We start from the raw sequence: 23,642 nt of genomic DNA, 5'->3' as shown, positions 1-23,642 counted from the left end.
TCTTCACAGGTAAGTAGGTAGGTGTAATTAAATATAAGATAACCTCACCCTCAATCCCTCTGGGATGCTTTGGAGAGGGAAGCCGGAGGCAGGGTGAGGTTTTATATTTAAACTGCTTATTTTTATAATGATGGGGAGTGGGGAGAAATAACCAATGCCCAATGCCCAATGCCCAATGCCCCATACCCAATCTTGGTCAATATGTACTAAAATCAATGACTTGAGTCACAAAGAGAGCAATCATGGCATCCATCCGCGAGTTGCACCAACAACTGGTTAAAAAAGAACGTTCTGCCGTTGAAATTACCCAAGAAGCTTTAGAGCGCATTCAAGCATTAGAGCCAAAATTGCACAGCTTTTTATGTGTTACCACAGAACGGGCATTAGAGCAGGCGGGTGCTGTGGATGCCAAAATTGCTGCGGGAGAAGAAATTGGGCTGCTAGCAGGGATTCCTGTGGGGATTAAGGACAATTTATGTACTAAGGGAATTCCTACCACCTGCGCCTCCCGGATTTTGGAAAATTTCGTGCCGCCTTATGAATCAACGGCGACGCAAAAACTGGCAGATGTTGGGGCGGTAATGGTAGGCAAAACCAACTTGGATGAGTTTGCAATGGGTAGTTCCACAGAAAATTCTGCCTATCAAGTCACGGCTAATCCTTGGGATTTGTCACGAGTTCCGGGTGGTTCTTCGGGGGGTTCGGCTGCTGCGGTGTCGTCCCAAGAATGTGTGGTTGCTCTCGGTTCTGATACTGGCGGTTCGATTCGCCAACCGGCATCTTTTTGCGGTGTGGTAGGGATGAAACCGACTTATGGTTTAGTTTCCCGTTATGGTTTGGTGGCTTACGCTTCGTCTTTGGATCAAATTGGGCCATTTGCAAATACAGTAGAAGATGCCGCAATATTATTAAGTGCGATCGCGGGTCACGATCCCAAAGACTCTACCAGCCTGAAAGTTGCCATTCCCAACTATGCCGCCAGCTTAAAACCAGACTTCAAACCCAGAGGTCAGCTAAAAATTGGGATCATTAAAGAAACTTTTGGTGAAGGTTTGGACTCTGTAGTGGAACAAGCTGTTACTAAAGCAGTAGAGCAACTACAAAGTTTGGGAGCAGAGATTCAGATAGTATCCTGTCCCCGCTTTCGCTATGGTTTACCCACCTACTACATCATCGCCCCCTCAGAAGCCTCAGCAAACCTGGCTCGTTACGATGGCGTTAAATATGGGTATCGCGCTCCTGATGCGGATAATCTGCTATCGATGTACACTCGTACCCGTGCCACAGGTTTTGGTACAGAAGTCAAACGCCGGATTATGATCGGTACTTACGCACTTTCGGCTGGCTATTATGACGCCTACTATCTGAAAGCTCAAAAAGTCCGCACCCTGATTAAACAAGACTTTGAAAAGGCTTTTGGCGTGGTTGATATCTTAGTTTGTCCCACATCTCCCACTACAGCATTCAAAGCAGGGGAAAAAACTACTGACCCCTTGAGTATGTATTTAACTGACTTGATGACTATTCCTGTGAATCTTGCTGGTTTACCTAGTTTAAGTTTGCCATGTGGTTTTGATGATCAAGGGCTACCCATAGGATTACAACTAATTGCCAATGTGTTGCGGGAAGACCAACTGTTTCAGGTAGCTTACGCTTATGAGCAATCCACTACTTGGCATTTGCGTAAACCGCAAATATTTTGAAAATTGTCATTTGTCATTAGTCATTTCTTCCCCTGCTTCCCCACTCCCCACTCCCCACTCCCTTTCACTTATTAGGAACCATTGACTGTTGACTATTGACTTCTGGAGTCAGGGATTCAGATGTAATTCGTGGTGGATTAAGTGTATAAAAAAGACCAGCAGATGCAGCTACTAATAATAGAATGTAGGTTACAACAAGAGGTATATATGCCTTTGGTTTGTTGTCTAAATTCTGATGATAATTATTGTGGTTTTGGCAGACAACATTGCTTATAAGAGTATGTGATAAAGCATTTCCATCCAGTCCTAAAGCATCTCCATAGCGACGGATGAATCCTTGAACAAAAATAGGCTCAGGCAATTCTTCAAATCGTTCTTCTTCTAAAGCTTGCAAAACACCTGCTCGAATCAGTGTTTTAGCGGCTATTTCTTCTATGCAGATGGATTTTTCTTGTCTTACTTGTCGCAACTGTGTAGTTATTTCCTTTAGCTGCTCTACTTGAGCTTGGTTTAAGAGCGTCACAGTCTTCTCCTGTATGGGCTAATTCTACTATTCATATAGTGAGAAGACTTAAATGTGCATACGTATTTTTACTGAATAATTGATTTTAGGGAAATTTTTTTGATAATAGTTTAAGCCTAGACATGAAAATGCTAAAGCTGCTAATTCTAAGTATTATATTTGTTAAAACCAATACTTTACGATTAAAAAGATAGGGCATAAAAGTTAATAAGCTGCAATTTATAATACAAGTATTTTCCTAACTGCTACTCTGGGCTGGGATAATTGCAGCGATCGCTGTTACCAAAAGAGGGAGTACGCAAGGAGCAGGGGAAGAAGAACTATTGATTATTAACCAATGCCCAATGCCCAATGCCCAGTATCTCAATGTGCTATTTGTACTATTTGTTATGATCTTCTCCCAGCGTTAGAATGCGCTTGCCGTCGGGCGGACAATCACTTCATTGATATCGACATCATCTGGTTGGGATATGGCATATAAGACGGCTCTAGCGATCGCATCTGAGGTCAGTGCGATTTTGCGGAATTCTTTCAAAGCGCCTTTTGCTGACTCCTCCGTGATATCAGAGCCGAGTTCAGTCTCAACCACACCAGGGGATATTGTTGTCACGCGGATATTTTTCGATTCCTGACGCAATCCTTCGGATATAGCCCAAACGGCATATTTTGTCGCGCAGTACACGGCGCCAGTAGGCACGACCACATGCGCTCCGATGGACGCGGTATTGATAAATTGGCCGCCGCCTTGTGCTTCCATGATGGGTAGACCAGCAGCAATGCCGTTCAGTACGCCGTGGATGTTCACGTTAATCATCTTATCCCACTCCTCGACTTTCAGGGCATTCATCGGGGACAGAGGCATAACGCCTGCGTTGTTATAGATGACATCGACGCGGCTAAACTTGTCTTTGGCAAAGTGAATGAAGGCTTTCATATCCTCACGATTGGCGACATCTACGGCTTTAAATTCTGCTGTGCCGCCTTGCTTGCGGATATCTTCAACAATCTTTTCTAGTTTTTCTGTGCGCCGTGCGCCCAAAACAACTTTTGCGCCATTTTTGGACAGCAGTTTAGCGGTGGCTTCACCGATTCCGCTACTGGCTCCAGTGATCACAATGACTTTGTTTTCTACGTTTAACATGGTTATTTTCCTTTCTATTTAAGTTGGTTTGAATTAAAGAAACATACCGCCGGAGACTTCAATTCTCTGTGCATTCACCCATCTGTTTTCTTCGGAGAGCATCTGCTTGATCGCGTTACCAATGCGATTTTTATCTGTCTTTCGTCATTGCCTTATCCTTTCACTGTTTCTTCTGTATGTGTTCATAATATGGGTTAAAAGCGGAGTTGAAAATGCACAAAGATCGCACATTATTGCCTAATCCTCCGAAAGAAGTTTTTGTGAAGGGAAAAATATTCTCTATAATGAGCGAATAAAAATGATTAAATCAGTTAGGAAGCCAGCATGGCGATTGAAATACTAAAGCACGGTGCGGCCGTCAATGAGTGTAAAGAACTGGCGGCATTACTAACCCAGCACACCGACGGCAAAGGGAACGGTGTTCATAAAACAGATATAAATCATCTGGAATTTATGCGGGAATCTTCTGCTTCCACGTCAATATGCGGTGTTTATGAACCGATTGTTGGCATTGTCGTTCAGGGCAAAAAAGAAGCTTTGTTGGGTGAGGAAACCTATCGTTATGGTGCGGCTCAATATCTTATTGTCTCGGTTGATTTGCCGCTTAGTGCATTTGTTGTAGAGGCAACGCCAGACAAGCCGTATTTAGGATTTAAGCTGAATTTAGACCTAGTTCAACTCTGTGATATTATTGCCCAAACCAGACCAAGCACGGGTAAGAAAAAAAACTCTGTTAGAGGCTTATTCGTCAGCAACGCCGAGGCATCCTTACTCGATTGCGCCATCAGACTTACACGGCTTTTGGATACGCCGCAGGATATCCCTATCCTAGCGCCGATGATTATCCGCGAAATCTATTATCGCCTTTTAATGGGTGAACAGGGCGAAGCTGTCCGCCAGATTGCGACATCAGGCAGCAACATGCAGCGGATTGCAGAAGTGATAAAACTCATCAAGGCTGATTTTACAAAGCCGATGCGGGTTGAGGAGCTAGCTAGACAGGCAAGTATGTCTCCTTCATCTTTCCATCACCATTTCAAGGAAGTGACATCGATGAGTCCGCTTCAATATCAAAAGCAATTAAGACTATTGGAAGCACGTCGCGTGATGCTTGCCGAAAATTCCGATGCGGCTAATGCTGCCTATCAGGTGGGTTATGAAAGCCCCTCACAGTTCAGCCGCGAATATTCCCGCATGTTCGGTGCGCCGCCCTTCAGGGATATTGAACGTTTACGCACAGCCTGAGCCTAGACTGTCTAAGCCTTCATCAACTTCGGCTAGCTTTGCGTTGGCACAGTTGCTTACTTCAAAAATCTTCATCAAAATTCTATTCCGATATATCGCAATATATCACGATATATCGTATAGTAGAGAAAGTTGATTTGAGATTGATTTATGTTTAGACATTTTCGTTCACGGTTTGGAACACCTGCATTGGCAGGAGTTAGCGAAGAGGATTCATTGCTTGTTAGGTCTTGGTTTGGGCATGGCAGAGATCATGGTAGAGATCATGGCAAACACTTCGGCAATGAAATGTTTAGTCGTGGTTGGGGAGATGAACGTCGGACTCGTCGGGGTGACATCAAGTTCATCCTGCTGGAATTGTTATCGGAGCATCCTAGTCATGGTTACGACCTAATTAAAGAGATGGAAACTCGTTATGGTGGTTTCCGTCGCCTCAGTCCTGGCTCAGTGTATCCAACACTGCAATTACTAGAGGAAGGTGGTTATCTCAAGAGCGCCCAGGAAGGTGGCAAGCGGATTTACACGATTACGGATGAGGGTAGACAGTTATTAGCAGAACGTTCCCAACAGGAAACTTCAGACACTCCTTGGGATACCTTCAAAAGTTTCGTGACAGGTAAGCCCCAAGAGTTTATTGAGTTGCGAAATGCCGCAACAGAATTAGCTGCTGTAGTGGTGCAGGTTGCTCGCAGTGGCAATATGGAGCGAATAAATCGGGTGCGTGAGCTTTTAGAGCAAGTTAAACGGGAAATTTACGCGATTTTGGCTGAAAAGTAAGTGGCACGCAGATTTAGGGACGTATAGCTAGCTGTACGCTCCATATGATGTCTAGGTATTTCACGCGGTGTGCAACTTTCTCTCAAACCTAACCCCCAACCCAACTCTTACGTTCGCGCCGCGTGCCGAAGGGAAGGGTTGGGGAGTAAGACTTAAAGCCTCTCTCCGCTTTGGAGCTACCGTGTACACACAAGTCTTTCTTGAAGCAATTTATGCTTTATCGAATACTCTAAAGAAACCTCACCCTGGTTTTGCTTGTGCAAAACCTGTCCCTCTCCTTAGTAAGGAGAGGGATTAAAGATAGGACAGGGTGAGGTTTTTATTTTGTTTTGGGTAATTCGATGACTTGTGTGTACACCATAGGCATCACGATTCGTAATATGGTATTAGAAGCGATCGCACTCAAATTCTAGGATGGACGTAAAATATATCTTTTTGACACGGCTGGTAAAGCAACAGAAATATATAATTGTTGTTTACACATCACAAGCATGGCAGTGTTGATCGGACGAGATTTATTAAGTTTGGCGGACATCAGTCCAACGGAACTTCAAGAACTCCTGCAATTGGCAACTCAACTTAAATCACAACAGTTGAAGTTGCAGTGTAATAAAGTTTTGGGGTTGTTGTTCTCCAAAGCTTCAACTCGCACGCGGGTAAGTTTTACTGTGGCGATGTATCAACTGGGTGGACAGGTAATCGATCTCAACCCCAATGTCACTCAAGTTAGTCGCGGGGAACCTTTGCAAGATACCGCACGGGTATTAGATCGATATCTGGATGTTTTGGCAATTCGCACTTTTGCACAGCAGGATTTGGAAACTTTTGCTCACTATGCCAAGATTCCGGTAATTAATGCGCTGACTGATGCAGAACACCCCTGTCAGGTTTTGGCTGATTTATTGACGATTCAAGAAGGCTTTGGTACTCTTGCTGGATTAACTTTAACCTACGTCGGTGATGGGAATAATGTGGCTAATTCTCTGATGTTGGGCTGTGCTTTGGTGGGGATGAATGTGAGAATTGCCACCCCTAGCGGATATGAGCCAGATTCTCAGATTGTAGAACAAGCAAGAGCGATCGCTAACAACAAAACTGAAGTCCTCCTCACTGATGATCCAGAATCAGCAGCTAAGGGCGCTGCTGTACTTTATACTGATGTTTGGGCGAGTATGGGGCAAGAAGCAGAAGCAGATAACCGAATGCCAATTTTCCAGCCTTACCAAATTTCAGAGCAGCTATTGAGCCTTGCTGATCCAGAGGCAATTGTTTTACACTGTTTACCAGCCCATCGTGGTGAAGAAATTACCGAGGCAGTTATTGAAGGTTCTCAATCACGAGTTTGGGAACAGGCAGAGAATCGCTTGCACGCTCAAAAAGCCTTACTTGCGAGTATTTTAGGGGCAAAATGAAAGGAGTTCAAAGACGCGATTAATCGCGTTTATACAAAAGACGTGATTAATCGCGTCTGTACAGGAGTCAGAATGGCGAGTGTGGGGCTGGCTCTTGACTACTTACATTTATAAAAATCAAGAATAAATAGGTAAAAGAAAAGAGAATATTTTTACTTTTGCCTTTTATATTTTTACTTTTCTCTTGTTATGGGGAGTTTTTTGTAGTACTAATGTTCTAGAGACATTAATAATTACTTCCCGCAAATTTATGGAACGTCTAACGGAAGCTCAACAAGAACTTTACGAATGGATGACAGAATACATTCGATCGCACCAGCATTCGCCTTCAATTCGGCAAATGATGCAAGCGATGAATTTGAAGTCACCAGCACCAATTCAAAGTCGTTTGGAACATTTACGAACTAAAGGATATATAGAATGGACTGAAGGCCAAGCGCGAACGATTCGGGTTTTGCATACTGTTAAGCAAGGTGTACCAATTTTGGGGACGATCGCTGCTGGTGGTTTAATAGAACCGTTTACTGATGCTATAGATCATTTAGACTTTTCTAATTTTGAGTTACCTCCCCAAACTTATGCTTTGCGGGTGGCTGGCGATAGCATGATTGAAGATTTAATTGCTGATGGCGATGTGGTATTCTTGCGTCCAGTAGCAGAACCAAATCATTTAAAAAATGGTACGATCATCGCCGCCAGAGTTGATGGATTTGGTACGACATTAAAACGTTTTTATCGTCAAGGCGATCGCGTCACCCTTAAACCAGCAAATCCTAAGTACAATCCCATTGAAGTCAGCGCCATGCAAGTACAAGTGCAAGGTTCCCTGATTGGTGTTTGGCGCGGTTACAACTGAATAAATGGGGAATGGGGAATGGGGCATAGGGCATGGGAAATAGGGCATGGGAAATAGGGAGTGTGGGGGAGAAATAACCAATTGCCAATTCTCAATGCCCAATTCTCAATGCCCAATTCTCAATGCCCAATTCTCAATGCCCAATTCCCAATGCCCAATTCCCAATTCTCAATGCCCTTAACATAATGTACCTGACGAAAAATCCAGTGCAGCAACTGCCCACTTTCCGGTTGAAATTACCAATTGCAAGGGAAAGTAAGGGCAGTTATTACACTCCGCAACCATTACCAGGATGCCCAAGAATGGCTCCATCTCTGCAATTGCGGCAATATCAGCGACAAGCGATCGCTAGCTGGTTTACCAACAATGGCAGAGGGACGCTGAAAATGGCTACTGGTAGTGGTAAAACGATTACCGCATTAGCGATCGCTTGTGAATTATATCAGCAGATTAATTTACAAGTTCTGTTGGTGGTGTGTCCCTACCGCCATCTTGTCACCCAATGGGCGCGAGAATGCGAAAAATTTAATTTGCAACCGATTTTAGCTTTCGAGAATTTACGCACTTGGCAAAGTCAACTATCTACGCAAATTTATAATCTGCGTTCTGGTTCTCAACGGTTTGTCACGGTGATTACTACGAATTCCACTTTAATTGGAGATGGGTTTCAGTCTCAACTCAAATATTTTCCCGCCAAAACTTTAATTATTGGGGATGAGGCGCATAATTTAGGCGCACCCAAGTTAGAAGAAAGTTTGCCGCGTAGTGTTGGGTTGAGACTAGCTTTATCTGCCACACCGGAGAGGTATTTTGATGATTTTGGTACGCAATCTCTATTTGATTATTTTGGCCCAGTTCTCCAACCAGAGTTTACTTTGAGGGATGCGATCGCTCAAGGTGCTTTGGTACATTATCTATATTATCCGGTGTTGGTAGAGTTAACTGAAGCTGAAAGTATTGCCTATTTAAAGCTAACTAAAAGAATTGGGCGATCGCTACTTTATCGAGATCGAGAAAATGGCGGAAATTTTGAAGACAATGAAGATTTAAAGCCATTGTTGATGCAAAGAGCAAGATTAATTGGTGCGGCGGAAAATAAATTAACTGCTTTGCGGGATTTAATGGCAACTCGCCGCGAAACTACTCATACTCTTTTTTATTGCAGTGATGGTTCACAAGATGCGGGACAACGTTCATCCCTACGCCAACTTAAAGCTGTTGCTAAAATTTTGGGAGTAGATTTAGGGTATAAGGTAAGCACCTATACAGCCCAAACATCTTTACAAGAAAGGGAAATTTTGCGCTGTCAATTTGAAAGTGGTGAATTGCAGGGTTTAGTGGCAATTCGTTGTTTAGATGAAGGTGTTGATATTCCAGCAATTCAAACTGCGGTGATTTTATCAAGTTCTGGTAATCCCCGCCAGTTTATCCAGCGACGTGGGCGAGTTTTACGTCCTCATCCGGGTAAGGAACGCGCGACAATATTTGACATGATTGTTTTACCACCCGATTTAGATAGAGAAACTATCGAAGTTGAGCGTAATTTGTTGAAAAAGGAATTGCGGCGCTTTGTAGAGTTTGCTGATTTGGCTGATAACGCAGGTGTTGCCAGAATGAAGTTACTGGATTTACAAAAGCGATATGGGTTATTAGATATTTGATGATGAATCAGAGAATAGTTGTATTTTTTTGTAAAATTTTTCGAGTTTTGAAAAAAGGTGCATTAAATATGAAATAATAAGATTATGAGTTTGCTTATAATGGGATGTAACTAACTTTAAAAATTTTACTTACATCCCATTATGATCTAGATTAGCTAAAATAAATAATAACAGAAAACAATTAAACAATAAAGTGTTTTTCAAAAAAAAATTAGGATTTTAAAGATAACGCAAACAGTGGGTTTACGGAGGCTATTCTAGCACTAGATAAAGTTAAAATATAAAAAAAGTATATTTCAAAACCGAATATGTCACAAGAGGCGAATATCGATGATGTGCAGGAGCCAATAACCAGCGCACCGCCGGAAGTACGGCAAATTATTGAGCGGGTATGGAAGCTGGAAAAAGGCAGGCTAGATAAGAAGATTAACAGCCATATAAATGATAATATTTTGGACATTATTAAGGAAGAGGTGCGATGAAGCTAACTTCAATAAAGCTCTGCAACTTTCGCTCCTTTTATGGTACGACACCAGAGATGATCCTGGCTGGGGGAGATGCTCAGAACACGACAATTATTCATGGCAATAATGGCTCTGGTAAAACTAGCTTGCTGAATGCCTTTACGTGGGTATTGTATGATAAATTTAGTGCAGCATTTGCATCGATAGAGCAGTTAGTGAATAAGCGTGCGATCGCAGAAACTCAAAAAGGTCAAGCTGTAGAATGTTGGGTAGAGATTGGCTGGGAACATGAAGGTAAACGCTATCGAGTCAAACGCGCCTGTCGGGGTTATAAAAACGAAAGTGATTTTGACGCTGGCAAAACTCAATTAACTATGTGGGTTGGTGCGGATGATGGAAAATGGAATATACCAATTCAGCAACCAGACGATATAATTAATCAAATTTTACCGGCTACTTTACATCAATATTTTTTCTTTGACGGCGAAAGAATTGAAGAAATAGTCCGTTCTGACAAAAAAGCTGAAATTGCTGAAGCTACAAAAATTTTCTTGGGTGTGGAAGTAATCAACCGTTCTATCAGACATTTGGGAGATGCTAAAAAAGCTCTAGAAAATGAGTTAAAAGCTATTGGTGATTCTGAAACTAAACAACTGTTACGACAGCAAGAAAAGATAGAAAAAGAACGTGAACGCATTACCAAACGGCAAACTGAAATTAAAGAAGAGTTAGAATATCAACAAACTTTCAAAAAAGAGACAAGTAATCGGTTGCGAGAACTGAGTGCTGCTAAGGAATTGCAAGAAAGATGGCAGGATTTAGAATCACAGAAGACGGCGAATCAAGAAGAATATAAAAAAACGAAGGAAGCGCTGAAAAAAGTTATTTCTGCGCGGGGTTATACCGTTTTACTATCAGAAACCACAGCCCAGTTTCGCGGAATTATCAATGATTTGAAGCAGCGAGGCGAGTTAACATCAGGAATATCGCGGGAATTTGTGAATGATTTACTGAATTCTCAACGCTGTATTTGTGGCGCAGAATTACACGAGGGTAATCATTCTCATACTCATGTGAGTAGCTGGTTAAATAAAGCAGGTTCTTCAGCGGTAGAAGAAACTGCAATTCGGATGATAGCTCAAGTAGATGAAATTGATAAGCAAGCTATAGGATTTTGGGAAGAAGTTGATAGAGAACAAACTAGGATTAATCAGTTAAGGCAAAGCATATCTCAAATTGAAGGCGATTTAGACAATATTCAAGAACGGTTGCGAAAAGATGCTAATGAAGAAATTAGCAGTTTGCAAAAACGTTTAGATGAAATTGAAAGTAAAATTGATGAATTAAATCGAGAACAGGGTGCAAATCAGCAGCAAATTGCTCAACTGACAACTGAAATTGAAGGTTTAAATAAACAAATCGCCAAACAAAAGCTGAATGAAGATAAGCAGACTTTAGCACAGCGACGAATTAACGCTACTCAAGATGCAATCGAACGGTTAACGGAAGTCAGAAATCGTCAAGAACAACAATTTCGCCTGCAACTAGAAAAACGAGTACAAGAGATATTCACAGAAATTTCTGTGACTCCATACATTCCTAAAATTAGCGATAAATATGAACTGACATTAGTAGAAAATACTACGGGTATAGAAGCACCAGTTGCAGCTTCCACCGGGGAGAATCAAATTCTCAGTTTATCTTTTATAGCCAGCATCATTGACAAAGTACGGGAATGGAGTGAGAAGCGAAAAATGATGATGATTCCTGATAGTAGCACTTTCCCAATTGTCATGGATTCGCCCTTCGGTAGTTTGGATGAGAATTCGCGGCGACACATTGCGAAGACAATTCCCCAATTAGCGAATCAGTTGATAGTTTTAGTTACTAAGACTCAGTGGCGGGGTGAAGTAGAAGCAGAAATGACAGACAGAATCGGGAGAGAATATGTGCTTACCTATTATTCATCTAAGCCGGATTGTGAACAAGATTATATTGAGTTGGCTGGGGAAAAATATCCTTTGGTGAAACAAAGTCCGAATGAGTTTGAATATACGGAAATTATGGAAGTCGAACGGGATAAGTAATTACAGCAGTTTTGATGTCTTTGAACCACATCTGTCGTAAGGAACGTAGGCGCAAAGATTTTTTACAGGACTGACCGCAAAATACCTCTCAAACTCTTATTCATCCGTGTTTCCTGTGCCTCTGTGGTTTGATTTTCCGTTACCTGTGCGTAAGTCTGATTTTAGTTACAGTTGAGAAAAGTGGCTTTTGAGAAGGAATAAGGTTATGGTTGCGAGTCCAGACAGAAACTATATGTCCCCCCAGGAATATCTGGAATGGGAAGAACGCCAAGAAATTAAATATGAATATATTGATGGTGAAGTTTTCGCCATGACTGGGGGTACTCTTCCCCATACAACTATTGCTTTAAACTTAGCTTCAGCGTTAAAAAGTCATCTCAGGGGGAGTGGGTGTCTTCCTTTCATGGCGGATGCGAAAGTAGGTGTATCGGAGAAGGGGCCTTTTCATTATCCCGATGTTGTGGTGAGTTGCGATGAACGGGATAAACAAGCTATTCAATTTCTCCAATATCCTTGTTTAATTGTTGAAGTTTTTTCCCCAAGCACGGAAGCTTACGACAGAGGTAAAAAATTTACGCGGTATCGTCGTATTCAGACTTTGCAAGAATACATCCTCATCGATGCTGAAAAAATTGCTTTAGATTGTTTTCGGTTAAATGATAGAGGACTTTGGGAGTTACATCCTTATGAGGAAAAGGATGAGGTTCATTTAACTAGTGTTGATTTTCACTTTCCGATTTCTTTGGTTTATGAAGATGTTCAGTTTGCAATATAAGTTTTGGAGAAACGAACCGCAGAGGCGCAGAGAACGCGGAGGGAAGAGAAGATGGTGAAATTGAGATTATCGCTAACTAATTAGAAGATTATAACCTCACCCCCAACCCCTCTCCTTAGTAAGGAGAGGGGAGATAAAGCTTAAGCTGTACCTCACTAGATTAGGAAAGGCTATATGAGTATTAAAACCGAAGCAACTATTGAAGATTTGTACCAATTACCCGACAATTGTAAAGCAGAGATTGTCAATGGAAAATTGGTGCTGATGTCTCCAACTGGATTTTTACCAGGACGTGCAGGTGGTGAAATTTATGCTAATTTGCGTGATTATGAAAGACTAACAAAAAGCGGTTATGCTTTACCTGATAATGTTGGTTTTATTGTCAATCTCCCTCATCGTCGTTCTTTAAGTCCTGATGCCGCATTTTATACTGGCAAACCTACAGGTGGGAAGTTCCTTAATGGTGCGCCTGTGTTTGCTGCTGAGGTGAGAAGTGAAAATGATTACGGTGATAAGGCTGAGAAAGATATGGAAAGTAAACGCCGTGATTATTTTGCGGCGGGTACTTTGGTAGTTTGGGATGTGGATGTACTCAAAGAGGAAGTTATCAGAGTATATCGTGCTGGTAATCCTGAAGAACCCCAAATTTATCGCCGTGGTGAGGTGGCGGAAGCTGAACCTGCGTTACCAGGATGGACTATGTTGGTGGATAATTTGTTTGTTTAGTGTTTGTTTAGCGATCGCCTGCATCCTATCATAAAATAATACCTTGGCAAGTGCGTAAATGTAGCGATCGCTTTTCGCTGTCGGTTAAGATGGCAACAATGTAGATATTAATATCATGGCGGAAACTGGCAGAATCAGGGTTGCTAAAGATAAAGCTGAGTTGGTGAAGGATTTAACATCTTCAGATGGTGGAACAGGGCCTTTTAATACTTTTGCTGATGTGATTGTGTTTGCAGCAGCTTTGGGTGCAAAGCATAAAAAACGCGTGCCTTTAGGGGAAATTTCTAAAAGGGAACCATCGCCAATACCCCAAGAACAGTTTATAGTTAGGGGATATAATACGGTAATAAATTTAATAGCAATTGCTGAAATTCAAGATATAAAAGTTTTATCTCTCCAAGAAGGAAACAATAACGAAAAACGTAACTATATCTTTGAAGAATATGCCAATGGTGGACTTGAAATCTTACAATCAGAAATTCGGGGTGCAGTAGATTATTCTGAAAGAATTTTATTGATACTCAGTTCTGAAAGGTTTCAAGATCACTCCGAAGAAGAGGATTTCGATTTAAGCAAATTTCTTTCATAAATCACCATCAATCCACCCTTAATAATTAACAACAGACTGAGAAAATACTTGTTATGTATATAAAGATGAAACAATGAGTAAAGCACAACAGCCAGCAGATGAGCGAAGTTTAGTTTATTATTGTGAATGTTTCTCTAATATTAAGGTATATAAAACTCAGAAAAAGGGTGATGCTCTTAATAAACCCATATTACTTTTATCTATAATTGACCTAATTACACAAGATTTAATCACAGATAATCGTATCACCATATCAGATGAATTGATTGATACCTTCAAAAAGTATTGGGAAGTACTTGCTTCTAGTACTTTTAAGGGAAGTGATTTTGCGCTTCCTTTTTTTCATCTAAAAAATGATAATGGTAAATTTTGGCATCTCAAGTATAGTTCTGGATATGATGGTGGTCGTCCGCAAACAATTCCCAAACTCAAGGAAGATGTTGACTATGCACATTTGGATGATGAACTATTTAATTTAATTCAAGATGAAATTTCTAGGCAAATATTAATTGATGCACTTGTTTCAGCTTGGCTGCCATCTGAAGATAATACGATAGAAAATTTTTTAACCATTAATCAGAATTTTCAAGATGTCCCCTTAAAAATAGATAAAACTATTGAGTCTAGTAATTTAGATACTAATCCTAGATGGAGCTTAAGAAAAGCAGTAATTAGAAATGCTTTTTTCAGAAAAGCAATTGTAAGTATTTATGATTACAAATGCGCTTTTTGTGGGATAAAAGTAACTAAATCTGTAAGTCAAAACATCGTTGATGGCGCACATATTAAGCCATTTTCACAATTCTATGATAGTAGAATTCATAATGGAATAGCACTTTGCAAAAATCATCATTGGGCATTTGATAGAGGTTGGTTTGCTGTAGATGAGCAATACAAAATCATAGTTAGCAATGATTTAGAAGAAGCATCTCCCCATGCTAAACCTATGAAAGATTTTCATGGTGAAACAATACTTCTACCAAATATAGAGCAACACTTTCCCGAACTGGAAGCCCTGCAATGGCATCGCCAAAATATATTTCAAGCATAATTACAGGATAGGTGGAAGTCCTACCGCTTTCGGTTCAACAAGCTTGCCATCAAAACCTATTGTTTTATTTTCAACAGTCCTAGCATCCGCCAAAGACTTGCGAAGTTCAGCACGTTCCATCTGTTCCTGAATTCCACCCAGGATATAAACCAATAACTTCGTCGCCAAATCTCGTCCAGAAACCTGCACCCGCTTTTTATTTGGGTCATACAAAACCCCATACCAAATAGATTGCGGATATTCCATACCACTAAAACCACCTTGCTGGTCAAACTTCCGCAGCTTCTTAAAAATATCTGCTAAAGAAAAACCTTTTTTAAATACCAAAATTCCCAAAGCTTGCGCTAATGCAACTTGAGCAACCGGACGGAAAAGCATATTTCCTTCACCTCCATCTTTCTCAAAGCTGAAACGCCGCAAAGCTGGTGTATCCTCGTGTTCTAAAATTTTATAACTGGAAAGACTAGCCAAATTATCAAATAGCTTTCTAAATTCCTGAATCCCCTGCTCAAGTTCTTCATCCTCTGGACGCATGGGAATTAGACCTTTCTCCAAGGGTTTCCAGTGGGGGAACTTTTGAGCCAAATATCGCTCAGACATATCTTGCAGAGCTTGCAACGTCGTCAAAACTGTAGAATTGGAAGCCACTGTTGCACTATTCCAATTAACACGAGGATTGCGCTCTTGTCGTTGTTCTAATAGTGGATGTGTAACTGCAATTTTTCTAGCAACGATCGCAAAACCATCATCTTCATTCAACTGTGTTAGTTGCCCTTTAGTCAAGGGTGCAGCCATCAAGTTGACATGAACAAAAATCGATCTTACCCTCCGCCTCGCCTGGGTGCGAGTTTCCCCAGCCGCTACCGCACAGATGAACTCAATACCAATTTTTTCCTTGGGTAAATTTTGCAAGTAAGTAAGGTCTACTTGGTACTTTTCTATCAAATCATTTACTGTAATAAAACTGTCATCAACACCTTTATCTTTTTTATAGCGCTGGAGTTTCCGAGTTTTAATTAACTCCATCAACCCCTGAACCCCCATTAATCGGTGTTGACCATCTAGTGCATAAATGGTGACATCATCCTCAGAAATATTTAGCAGACCTACCTTACCGTCTTTATCTAGGGGTATAAAATCAGTCGTAGACTTTGTGGCGCGTCCTTCGTTATCCCATTCAGCAGCTTTGGGATTATCCACCCACGGTTGATTAATTACTACTAGCACCGGTGGAAACTTATGATTATGTCTAGCTGCTAAATACTGGACTAGTGGTGCTTGACGTGACCAATCAAGGGGACGTTGCTGAATTTCATCAATACTATCCGCATCAATTTCGACATTATCAGTTTCAGGATTGTACTTTTTCTGAAACAGAGGTAAACCAGAGGCGAAGTGAACCCGACCTGCAAACCATTCCAATGTAACAGAGCTAACATAAGCCTCAGTACCACCCATCTCGGTTTTTTGGACGAGAATCTGATCTTTTCTCCCTAAAAAGTTCTCCAGGAGTAAAGCTAGTACCTGTTTTTCCTTGTTTTCTCGTTCCAGGTACTCTCTAGCGATGTCAGCAGTTGGGTCAGATGTACTATCTTTCATGTTAAATTTTAAAAACAGAATAAGATTATGTCGTTTAATTATCCAAAAAATTGGATATTAGTAGTAAAGTTTTTAAAAACTGTTTTTTCAACCCAGGTCGCTGGGTTTTGTTTGTGTAGACGCGAATTCTATTCGCCCTATTCGCCTAGATATTATGCCAGTGTTTCCAGAGAGAAGGAGAAATGACTACAGCACAACAACCAGAAAAGACAGTTCAACAAACACGTACTGTAGCAGAGTTAGTGGACTACATCCAAGCTCTCACCATTGAAATTCAAGAATTGTATTGTTTAGATGAGATTCCTTGGGTGGTGGGCTATTCCGGTGGTAAAGATAGTACTGCTACTTTACAGCTTATCTGGAATGCGATCGCAGCACTCCCCCAGGAAAAGAGAACTAAAACAATCCATGTTATTACAACTGATACGCTGGTAGAAAATCCTGTGGTCTCTGTTTGGGTACGTAACTCTTTAGCACAGATGAAAGTTGCTGCTAAAGAACAAGAAATGCCAATTGAACCCCATTTGCTTTATCCTGCAATTAAGGATACCTTTTGGGTAAGCTTAATTGGGAAAGGCTACCCAGCGCCGCGAAACAGATTTAGATGGTGTACTGAACGCCTTAAAATTCAACCATCCGACAGCTTTATCCGTGCAGTTATTAGGTCTAATGGTGAAGTAATTCTTGTCTTAGGTACACGCAAGGCTGAAAGTACTAAACGTGCTGCTACGATGGCTAAACATAGAGAATCGCGGGTACGTGATCACATAAATACTAATCCTAACCGACCTAACTCATTGATTTATCTTCCTATCGAAGATTGGCGTACTGATGAAGTTTGGATTTACCTAAATCAGTGGCAAAACCCTTGGAAATATAGCAACAAAGACTTGTTCACTATGTATCGAGGTGCAACAGCAGATAATGAATGTCCATTAGTTGTTGATACTTCTACTCCTAGCTGTGGTGATTCCCGATTTGGCTGTTGGGTTTGCACAATCGTTAGTAAGGATAAATCGATGGAGGCAATGATTCAAAATGATGAAGAGAAAGAATGGATGCAGCCTCTATTAGATATCCGTAACGAACTAGATATTAAAGATGACTGGGACAAGAGAGATTTCCGTCGCATTTGGGGAGACGTCCAACTATTTGAACGCAATAAAAATGGGGAAATTTCTGTTGAACCAATACCTGGACCCTATACCAAATATTGGCGGGAACATTGGCTTAGACGATTATTAGAAGCGCAAACAAAAACCCGTAGTACAGCGCCAGAAAATATGCGCGACATCACCCTAATTACTCTCGAAGAAATGAGCGAAATTCGCCGCATTTGGCTAGAAGACAAACACGAATTTGATGATAGCTTACCCCGAATTTATCAAGAAGTGACTGGCGAAGAATTTCAAGATCCCCGTCCTGGCGCTGACTATAGCTTACTAGGTCGTGATGAGTGGATAGTATTAGAAGAAATCTGTGAAGGTGACGCGATGCACTTGGAACTCATGGCGAAATTGTTAGACACAGAACGTCAGTATCGCAAAAAGAGTCGTCGCGTGGGAATATACGAAACCCTAGAAAAATGTTTTAATACGAGTTCCCGTTCCCCAGAAGATGCGATTAAGAATGCTCGTTTGAAACGCGAATTAAGCGAAGCAGTTAGTCAAGGTGATGTTGCAAAAGTCAAGCAGATGACTTTGGGCGATGTTGCAGCAATCGATGAAGTAGATGAAGGTGAAAGTGATGAACAGGTAACTTGGGCAAGTATGAAATTTAAAAAGGAAAATTTAGAAGAATAGAAAACAGCAGTCAACAAACTACTAGTCTGTCAAATTCATTTTGACGAGTTGGTAGTATGAGCGTCTCGCTCACGACGCGAGCAAGATGCTCGCACTACCCATCAATTTAACCTTGACAGACTACTACTTAAAGAACACTTGACAAAGTTTGATTATCTTAAGACAAGCGAGGTTCTATGATTCAAGCCATACACAAATTAGTAACTTTTGAAGATTTTGCAGCTTGGCGGCCTGAGGGTGGGAGATACGAATTACATGATGGCGTGATTGTTGAAATGGCACAACCAGTGGGAGATCATGAGGATGTCGTTGGTTTTTTGGCGCTAAATATATCTATCGAAATTGGGCGACAAAAACTTCCCTACTTCATTCCAAAAAGTGTATTAGTCAAACCACTTGAAAGTGAATCAGCTTATTCACCAGACATATTAATAATCAATCGACCAAATTTAGTGAATGAGCCTTTATGGAAAAAAGAATCAACTGTATCTCAAGCTACATCTATTCCATTAGTTATTGAAGTTGTTAGTACTAATTGGCGAGATGATTACTACAAAAAATTAGCTGATTATGAAGCTATAGGTATTCCCGAATATTGGATTATAGATTACGCGGCTATAGGTGCTAGGAAGTTTATTGGCAATCCTAAACTGCCTACTATATCCATTTATCAATTAATTGATGGTGAGTACCAAGTTACTCAATTTAGAGCCGATAGCCATATTGTATCTCCTACTTTCCCAGAATTGAATTTAACCGCCGAACAGATTTTTCAAGCTGGAGGTGTACAAATCTAGCCACGCTTACCAACACCGACACAGATGCGATCGCATTTCTTAGAAGTTAGTGATGGTATTATCTATATTTAATAGATAATATTTTCTCTCAATGCGTCAGACAAAATCATCTAATTAATTTTATCTGATTCCTTTTATCACAAACTTTCTGCTTCTGCGATCGCCATCGAACTCATGTTAATCTTAAAAACTAATGATATTCCTTGAACTCGTTCTACAAAACTTTGGCCCCTACAGTGGGAAACAAGTAATTAATCTTAACCCAAAAATTGATCAGGAAACCTCACGTCCAATTATCCTTTTAGGTGGGATGAATGGTGGTGGAAAAACTACCCTTATGGATGCCATTCGTCTCGCCCTTTACGGCCCCCGTGCCCAATGTTCTACCCGTGGTAATTTAAGTTATAGCGATTTTCTCAACCAATGTGTTAACAGCAAAACAGATCCAGTTTTAGATACCCGAATTGAATTACTTTTTGAACATATTGAAAACGATAAACCAATAAAATACCGTGTTGTCCGTAGTTGGACAAAAAACCCTAAAGACGGTAAAGATACATTAGGTATTTTAGGTGATAGTGATACATGGCCTGATGCTTTAGTTAATATCTGGGATGAATATATTGAAAATCTTCTGCCGTTAGGCATTTCTAACTTATTTCTCTTTGATGGTGAACAGGTTAAAGAACTCGCAGAACAGGAAACACCACCACCAGTTGTAGTAGATGCAATTCGCGGACTTTTAGGACTAGAATTGGCAGATCGTTTAGCAGTTGATTTAGATATTTTAGTTAACCGGAAACTTAAAGAAGTTGGTAATACTAAAGATTTAGAAAACCTAGAGGAAATTGAAACTAGGTTAACCCAACAGCAAGAAGATTATCAAACAACAGGAGAAAAGTTAGAAACTCTCAAAAATCAGGTAGAAGAATTAGAACAAAAGCAGCAAGAAGCCTTTGATAAATTTATTTCTGAAGGCGGGAAGATTGCAGCAGAACGCAATCAGCTAGAATTACAACAAGATACAAAAACTGCGGAAATTGAACAAGTACGTCAGTCAATGTGTGAATTGGCGGCTGATGTTTTACCTTTAGCATTAATTCCCAATTTGCTTACTCAAGTACAAACACAGGGAGAAAAAGAATTTCGCCATCAACAGGTACAAATTTCTAAAGATTTGTTAATTGAGCGAGATCAGCGCTTACTCACTTGGCTAAATCAAGCGGAAATTTCCCCGCTACAAGTTGAACAAATTCAATTATTTCTAGTCCAAGATGTAGATAGCTTATATGCAAAGACTATCCAGATAGAAGCACCTTGGTTATTAGCTGATGATGAGACTTTAAGTCAGCTAGATAATCTCATATATCACTTAGAAAATTCTCAACTTTCTGCAAAAGATAAATTAGCTATTCTCAAAAATAAAGAAGAAGAAATTCACACTCTAGAAAGACAAGTGCAAACAGCAGCAGCACCAGAAGATTATACAAAGCTGCGTCAAGCACTAGAAGCCGCACAAAATCAAGTTGTTGAAACTAAAGCAAATTATGAAACAATCCGTCGCCGTTTAGCTGAATTAGAAAGTATTATTGCTAAGTCAAAGAGAGAATTAAGCGATTATACTGTAGAAAACATTAAACATAAAAATAGCGAACATATTATTACCTCAGCAGCTAAAGTTCAAAATACACTTAAGATATTCCGTGAAAAATTAACTCTGCGAAAACTCAATAAATTAGAGGAAGAAGTTAAAAATTGCTTCCTTTATCTTCTCCATAAATCAGATTTAGTGCATCGCATTACTATTGATACCAATACTTTTAGCCTTTTGCTTTACGATTTAAATGGTAAACCCGTCCCGAAACATCGCCTCTCTGCTGGCGAAAAACAACTACTGGCGATCGCATTCCTCTGGGGTTTAGCCAAAGTCTCTGGACACCGCCTACCAGTAGCAATCGATACGCCACTAGGTAGGCTAGACTCCTCTCACCGTAGCAACTTAGTTGAACGTTACTTTCCATCCGCTAGCCATCAAGTAATTTTGTTATCTACGGATACTGAGATTGGAAAGAAAGAAGTCGAAACACTGCGGGAAAACGAAGCGATCGCCCGTGAATATCTACTCAAATACGACTCCACAACCCGCCAAACTACCATACAACCAGGATATTTTTGGTAGTAGATATTGACTGTTGCTTTGCTTCTACATGAATTTCTCTACCAAGCTGCCTAAATTCATCATCGAGATAATATAGTGAATTTCGGATAGCTTGGCGCAGTTTACAAGCAGGTTTTAGGCAATCATCCTCGTAGTCCATTAATGTTAATTCTAAATGGGGATAGAGAATTTTCAGAAAACCTGATGCTGATTTGAGGATGGCATTCTGGTCACGAATCGTAACATTTTTTTCAAAGTGAGTATGCTGCTGTACATAGGATATGAAGCGATTATCTTGGCGTAGAGATAGCAAGGCTTCACCAAAGAAATCCATTTTTAAACCAACTTGAGAAGCTACCATTTCTCTTTGAAACTTGGGAATTTTCCAACCAGGGATAATCCCAGATAATCGGTCTAATAATGCAGTCTCAGTAAAAAACTTTGGTAGGTTAGCCATTAAATTATCTTCATTGCGTGGTTGTAATTGCTCATCTAATTCGATATTTGCCAGCATCACTAATCCACAATCACTAGAAATATCTGCAAAACCAGAGCAATTATAACGACCGCTAGCCAGATAATTTTTCAGTGGACCAATCACCTCTTCAGGATTATCGAATGTTAAACTTTGAACTTCATCTAGAACCACAACTTCATGACGACCGAGTAAACCAACTTCTTTAGTTCTACCATTAATAAACAATTGGGCTGGAGTAACTTTACCACCACTAATTAAGCTAACTTTGCTACTGATATTTTCAAAAAAGAAGCTTTTACCAGTGCCTTTAGGAGCTAGTTCCATTACATGATAATTAGGTTCTACTAATTGTCATACGCCTTCTCTAGCAGTGCCAAGGGTTCATCCCAGCGCGGAATCACTTGAAAAGGAGGTACTGCACGTCGCTGTTCGATGATGCCGTAAGCTTCTAATGCATTTAGCTGTTCTTGTAAAGTCTCTGCTTTTACCCCCAGTACGGCAGCAAGTCCCATTTTCTGGTTGAAGATAGACTCAGTGAGAACGGAACCTTCGCCCTTAAAGTCACGTTCCCACAGCTTTGCCAAAAAGTATCCTAATAGATAAGAGTTAGGTAAATGGGCATATCCACTAATATATTTATCCTTTTCTTGGGTGACAAACTTGCAGGATGCTAAAGCAGTGAACTCAGTGTATGCTCGTAAGATAAATTTAATTCTGTCAGCAATCACTTTACTTTCTTCTTCAAATATTGACGCACTGTGATAGAGCAATTCTTCACTCGTAAATTTACTATAACGAGGTAAAAATGTATATATAAAGTAAGACCATCCACCCCAATCAGCAGGATTCTCTGGTGTTGGTTTTAGACCGCGATCGCCAAAACTTAAATAAAAGTGCATCAACCAATCTGTAATATTTGACTCCAAACTAGGATCTAGTCGCAAAACAATTTCCCCTTCTGGACTGGGACGATTATTCTTAATTAACCCTGCACGTACTGCCCAACTTTTTACTCGTCCTACTTTGCCATTACCTAAACTTGTTTTCTCCATCAAATTGGGCAAGCTATCATTTAAGCCTTTATCTTGGGCAGCAGCATGAATAATTCTACTTATTTCGTCTTTTTTTAGCGCAAAAGAACCATTAAAATGTAATTGCAGTTTAGCCATAATATCCTTTAAAAGTTCATGCAGAAGAATTCAGAACTCAGGAGTCAGAATTCAGTAGGAATTTTGTACGTTTGGGTGATGAATATATGCGTAAACGCACATTATACTAAATTAATAACAAGCTGTTAACTATTGTTAATTATCTGAAAGCATAATGTAGAGTATTCCTTTAACCTTTAATCATGGAATCGCCAATCGAAAGAATAAAACTCTCTCAAACAGCTAAAGACCAACTTACCAAACTCAGACGCAGCACCAAAATAGACCAATGGAATATCCTATGTCGTTGGGCATTTTGTCGTTCCCTCGCAGAAGCAACCACACCCTCCCCCGTCCCAATTCCGCAAGATAGCAACGTCGAAATGACTTGGCGCGTCTTTGGCGGCGAAATGTCCGATATACTCCTCCTCGCCCTTAAGCAACGTTGTCACAATGACGGTTATCCCACCGACAAAGAAACCCTCGCCACCCAATTTCGCTTACATTTGCATCGCGGTATTGGTTACTTAGCAGGCGATCCAAATATCAAGAAAATTGAAGATTTAATTGAACTGGCGGTCAAAGATTGACAAAATAATTCGTAACTAATACTCTGCAATTCGTAATTTAAATTCTTAATTACGAATTAC

22 protein-coding genes are annotated in these 23,642 nt (G+C 40.5%); 17 read left to right on the top strand and 5 right to left on the bottom strand.

Features of this window, described 5'->3' with window-relative positions; all coding sequences use genetic code 11:
* Window positions 1-154 precede the first annotated feature (154 nt).
* Window positions 155-280, top strand: a complete 126-nt coding sequence (locus V7K31_RS28010) for a hypothetical protein (RefSeq protein WP_335098974.1) — start codon at window positions 155-157, stop codon at window positions 278-280.
* The gene (gene gatA / locus V7K31_RS28005) at window positions 243-1,703 is read left to right on the top strand and encodes an Asp-tRNA(Asn)/Glu-tRNA(Gln) amidotransferase subunit GatA (RefSeq protein WP_335098971.1); all 1,461 of its coding nucleotides are present in this window, start codon (window positions 243-245) and stop codon (window positions 1,701-1,703) included. The genes V7K31_RS28010 and gatA overlap by 38 nt, the downstream gene beginning before the upstream one ends.
* Before the next feature lie 64 nt (window positions 1,704-1,767).
* Here the strand turns inward: gatA and V7K31_RS28000 are convergent, their stop codons facing one another.
* Both V7K31_RS28000 and V7K31_RS27995 read right to left on the bottom strand, forming a co-directional pair.
* Entirely contained in the window at window positions 1,768-2,226 is a 459-nt protein-coding gene (locus V7K31_RS28000) for a helix-turn-helix domain-containing protein (RefSeq protein WP_335098969.1), read from the bottom strand.
* A 406-nt stretch (window positions 2,227-2,632) separates the two neighbouring features.
* A complete protein-coding gene (locus tag V7K31_RS27995; protein WP_335098967.1) occupies window positions 2,633-3,367 on the bottom strand; it encodes an SDR family oxidoreductase in 735 nt (244 codons plus the stop codon).
* A 324-nt stretch (window positions 3,368-3,691) separates the two neighbouring features.
* On the opposite strand from V7K31_RS27995, the gene V7K31_RS27990 reads away from it, so the two are divergent.
* The 11 genes from V7K31_RS27990 (at window position 3,692) to V7K31_RS27940 (ending at window position 15,010) form a co-directional block, all read left to right on the top strand.
* On the top strand, window positions 3,692-4,612 hold the full coding sequence (locus tag V7K31_RS27990) for an AraC family transcriptional regulator (protein ID WP_335098965.1): 921 nt from the start codon (window positions 3,692-3,694) through the stop codon (window positions 4,610-4,612).
* A gap of 150 nt (window positions 4,613-4,762) precedes the next feature.
* Window positions 4,763-5,389, top strand: a complete 627-nt coding sequence (locus V7K31_RS27985; protein WP_335098963.1) for a PadR family transcriptional regulator — start codon at window positions 4,763-4,765, stop codon at window positions 5,387-5,389.
* A gap of 491 nt (window positions 5,390-5,880) precedes the next feature.
* The gene (argF, locus tag V7K31_RS27980) at window positions 5,881-6,801 is read left to right on the top strand and encodes an ornithine carbamoyltransferase (RefSeq protein WP_335098961.1); all 921 of its coding nucleotides are present in this window, start codon (window positions 5,881-5,883) and stop codon (window positions 6,799-6,801) included.
* Window positions 6,802-7,051: 250 nt separating this feature from the next.
* On the top strand, window positions 7,052-7,657 hold the full coding sequence (gene lexA, locus V7K31_RS27975) for a transcriptional repressor LexA (RefSeq protein WP_335098959.1): 606 nt from the start codon (window positions 7,052-7,054) through the stop codon (window positions 7,655-7,657).
* Between the two features lie 185 nt (window positions 7,658-7,842).
* On the top strand, window positions 7,843-9,318 hold the full coding sequence (locus V7K31_RS27970; protein ID WP_335099175.1) for a DNA phosphorothioation system restriction enzyme: 1,476 nt from the start codon (window positions 7,843-7,845) through the stop codon (window positions 9,316-9,318).
* A 308-nt stretch (window positions 9,319-9,626) separates the two neighbouring features.
* A complete protein-coding gene (locus V7K31_RS27965; RefSeq protein WP_180277607.1) occupies window positions 9,627-9,800 on the top strand; it encodes a hypothetical protein in 174 nt (57 codons plus the stop codon).
* Window positions 9,797-11,869 carry an AAA family ATPase gene (locus V7K31_RS27960; RefSeq protein WP_335098957.1) on the top strand — a complete coding sequence of 691 codons (2,073 nt, stop codon included), beginning with the start codon at window positions 9,797-9,799 and terminating at the stop codon, window positions 11,867-11,869. The genes V7K31_RS27965 and V7K31_RS27960 overlap by 4 nt, the downstream gene beginning before the upstream one ends.
* Before the next feature lie 205 nt (window positions 11,870-12,074).
* Window positions 12,075-12,644: a Uma2 family endonuclease gene (locus V7K31_RS27955; protein WP_335098955.1), complete on the top strand. Its 570-nt coding sequence runs from the start codon at window positions 12,075-12,077 to the stop codon at window positions 12,642-12,644.
* A 174-nt stretch (window positions 12,645-12,818) separates the two neighbouring features.
* Window positions 12,819-13,370: a Uma2 family endonuclease gene (locus V7K31_RS27950; RefSeq protein ID WP_335098953.1), complete on the top strand. Its 552-nt coding sequence runs from the start codon at window positions 12,819-12,821 to the stop codon at window positions 13,368-13,370.
* Window positions 13,371-13,485: 115 nt separating this feature from the next.
* On the top strand, window positions 13,486-13,959 hold the full coding sequence (locus V7K31_RS27945; protein WP_335098951.1) for a DNA phosphorothioation-associated protein 4: 474 nt from the start codon (window positions 13,486-13,488) through the stop codon (window positions 13,957-13,959).
* A gap of 73 nt (window positions 13,960-14,032) precedes the next feature.
* Window positions 14,033-15,010, top strand: coding sequence for an HNH endonuclease (locus V7K31_RS27940; protein WP_335098948.1), 978 nt, complete (start codon window positions 14,033-14,035; stop codon window positions 15,008-15,010).
* Here the strand turns inward: V7K31_RS27940 and V7K31_RS27935 are convergent, their stop codons facing one another.
* Window positions 15,011-16,609, bottom strand: a complete 1,599-nt coding sequence (locus tag V7K31_RS27935; RefSeq protein WP_335098945.1) for a DGQHR domain-containing protein — start codon at window positions 16,607-16,609, stop codon at window positions 15,011-15,013.
* Between the two features lie 182 nt (window positions 16,610-16,791).
* On the opposite strand from V7K31_RS27935, the gene dndC reads away from it, so the two are divergent.
* The 3 genes from dndC to dndD all read left to right on the top strand — a co-directional run bounded on the left by dndC (window position 16,792) and on the right by dndD (window position 21,387).
* Entirely contained in the window at window positions 16,792-18,411 is a 1,620-nt protein-coding gene (dndC, locus tag V7K31_RS27930; RefSeq protein ID WP_335098941.1) for a DNA phosphorothioation system sulfurtransferase DndC, read from the top strand.
* 176 nt (window positions 18,412-18,587) lie between these two features.
* Entirely contained in the window at window positions 18,588-19,208 is a 621-nt protein-coding gene (locus V7K31_RS27925) for a Uma2 family endonuclease (protein ID WP_335098938.1), read from the top strand.
* 193 nt (window positions 19,209-19,401) lie between these two features.
* Window positions 19,402-21,387 (top strand): DNA sulfur modification protein DndD, encoded by a 1,986-nt coding sequence (gene dndD, locus V7K31_RS27920; RefSeq protein WP_335098936.1) that lies wholly within the window; start codon window positions 19,402-19,404, stop codon window positions 21,385-21,387.
* Here dndD and V7K31_RS27915 read toward each other — a convergent pair.
* Window positions 21,359-22,168 (bottom strand): BREX system Lon protease-like protein BrxL, encoded by an 810-nt coding sequence (locus tag V7K31_RS27915; RefSeq protein ID WP_335098934.1) that lies wholly within the window; start codon window positions 22,166-22,168, stop codon window positions 21,359-21,361. The genes dndD and V7K31_RS27915 overlap by 29 nt on opposite strands.
* A 20-nt stretch (window positions 22,169-22,188) precedes the next feature.
* A complete protein-coding gene (locus V7K31_RS27910) occupies window positions 22,189-23,013 on the bottom strand; it encodes a hypothetical protein (RefSeq protein WP_335098931.1) in 825 nt (274 codons plus the stop codon).
* A gap of 182 nt (window positions 23,014-23,195) precedes the next feature.
* Between V7K31_RS27910 and dndE the strand changes: the two genes are divergently transcribed.
* Entirely contained in the window at window positions 23,196-23,582 is a 387-nt protein-coding gene (dndE, locus tag V7K31_RS27905) for a DNA sulfur modification protein DndE (RefSeq protein ID WP_334909475.1), read from the top strand.
* Window positions 23,583-23,642 lie beyond the last annotated feature (60 nt).

This window comes from Nostoc sp., assembly GCF_036917675.1.
GTDB lineage: Bacteria > Cyanobacteriota > Cyanobacteriia > Cyanobacteriales > Nostocaceae > Nostoc.
Note: the sequence above shows the minus strand (reverse complement) of the source record. Positions and strands in the feature narration are given on the sequence as shown.